Here is a 2,022-nt window from a genome sequence, read left to right on the forward strand (position 1 = left end):
GCGCAATGGGGCGTGCACTCGTATCCGTCTCTGCTGTTGCACACCGACACCGGCACCGTCCGGCTCGGCGGCCCTACCTCCGATGCAGCGCATCTGTCCGCGGCACTGGATCGACAGCTCATGGCCCATTCGAACGCTCGCTGACCAACCCTCAACACCCAATCTGCTTGTCCCGAAAGGAATTTTTCATGGCCACCATTGCAATTTTCGGTTCCACCGGAAATGTCGGCTCCCGCATCCTCGACGAAGCACTCGGTCGCGGCCATACCGTCACCGCGGTCGTGCGTGATCCCGCCAAACTGATCGACTCGCGCGTGAAGGTCACTACCGGCGACGTGCTGGATCCGGCCGCGGTCACGGCTGCCGTGCGCGGCCATGATGTGGTGATCAGCGCCGTCGGCGGCGCAGACGGTCCTGGCCACCTTGCCGTTATCGAACCGGCCGCCCGCGCATTGGTCCAAGGACTGCGCGCACTGGGCGACCAGGCGCCCCGCCTGATCGCCGTCGGCGGTGCCGGTTCTCTGAACACACCGGACGGCAGGCGGGTGTGGGATGCGCCGGGCTTGCCCGAGGCGCTGCTGCAGATCATGCATGCCCACGGCGACGCACTCGAGTTCTATCGCACGGTCACCGACGTGGATTGGGTCAACATCAGTCCGGCCGCGAAGATCCTGCCCGGTGAACGCACGGGCACCTTCCGTATCGGTGGCGACGATCTGATCACCGACGACGCCGGCAACAGCATCATCTCGATGGAGGACTACGCGGTGGCGCTGCTCGATGAGATCGAGAATCCGCAACACACCCGACAGCGGATGACCGTCGCCTACTGATGTCCGCTCCGGGCGGTCGCGCGGCAGATCCTCAGCCCCACAGGCTGCGTGGATCTGCCGCTGCCAGGACGCGTCCTATCTTCGCGGTCGGCTGAACCACGATCGATTCGATCGATCGACACGTGAGGGTTCGCACCCTGGGCTGCGGGTGGTGATGATCGTTCACATGGTTTTCGAACACCCCGAACAGGCGGGGGTGCTTGCCGGTGTCAGCGGTGGAGGAAGGCGTCGGTGATCAGTCCGGCGGTGTAGCGGCGTCCGGTGATGGTGGGGTGGTAGGCCAGGGCTTCGTCTCCGGGGCCGATGCCGGTGATCGAGACGTGGCGTTGTCCGTCAGGTGCGCACACGGAGTTACGGCCGTCTTGCCAGGTGTTGACCATGGTGAATCCGGCGCGCTCGCCGGCTCGGGCGATTTCGTCGTTGAGCCGATGCTGGATGTGGTTGCCGAAGTCGACGACGTCTTGGCCCATGGTCAGGTCGATGATGCATCCGGCGGAATTGTCGGGCAGGAGTCGAAGGTAGCCGAGGACAACGATTTTTGCGTGGGGGGCTTTGGCGCGGACGGCGGCGTAGGTGCTGTCGAGTCGAGCACCGAGGCGATCGAGTTTGGCTTCGGCTTCCTGGCGGAATCCAGGGGTGCAGTTGCCAGCGGTGGTGAGGCAATTCTCCAGCAGGCCCATGTAGAAGTCCTCGTTGTTGCCGCCGGTGGAGATGGAGACGTAACGGGTGGCAGACGAGAGTCCGGCAGCGCTCTTCTCGACCAGGTCGGCGGTGGTGCCGCCGCAGGCAAGGTCGGTGAACCCGACTCCGGGCATTTGCGCGGCGACCAGGTGGCCGACGTCGTCGCTGGCTTGCGCGCAGTCGGAGTTGAGGGAGGTGGTGAGGTAGGAACCGACCGAGATGAACGAGTCACCCAGGGACACGTATTCGGCGCCGGTGGTGGCCGCTGGGTCGGCCGTGGCGATCCCGCCGGCGGCGAGGCCGCAGGTCAGGGCGGCGGTGGTGAGACTGCGGGCGATCGAGCGATACTTCATGAACAGCTCCTCAGCGATGTGTTGGTGTGCGGTGCACTCGGCGGCGGCGCCGCTGGTGATGGCCCCGGCCCTGACGAGGGCGCGGGTGATCGCCGGCCGTGCCTGGGGGCGGGGCCGATGGCTTGTGGGATGAGAAGTCCGGAACCGGTGAGGCT

2 protein-coding genes are annotated in these 2,022 nt (G+C 65.9%); one reads left to right on the forward strand and one right to left on the reverse strand.

Features of this window, described 5'->3' with window-relative positions; genetic code table 11:
• The first annotated feature begins 188 nt into the window (after nt 1–188).
• Nucleotides 189–833: an NAD(P)-dependent oxidoreductase gene (locus ACWF9G_RS34255; protein ID WP_452520377.1), complete on the forward strand. Its 645-nt coding sequence runs from the start codon at nt 189–191 to the stop codon at nt 831–833.
• Between the two features lie 209 nt (nt 834–1,042).
• Here ACWF9G_RS34255 and ACWF9G_RS34260 read toward each other — a convergent pair whose 3' ends face one another.
• Nucleotides 1,043–1,867, reverse strand: a complete 825-nt coding sequence (locus tag ACWF9G_RS34260; RefSeq protein ID WP_452520379.1) for an SGNH/GDSL hydrolase family protein — start codon at nt 1,865–1,867, stop codon at nt 1,043–1,045.
• Nucleotides 1,868–2,022: the final 155 nt, after the last annotated feature.

This window comes from Nocardia sp. NPDC055029 (genome assembly GCF_053608525.1).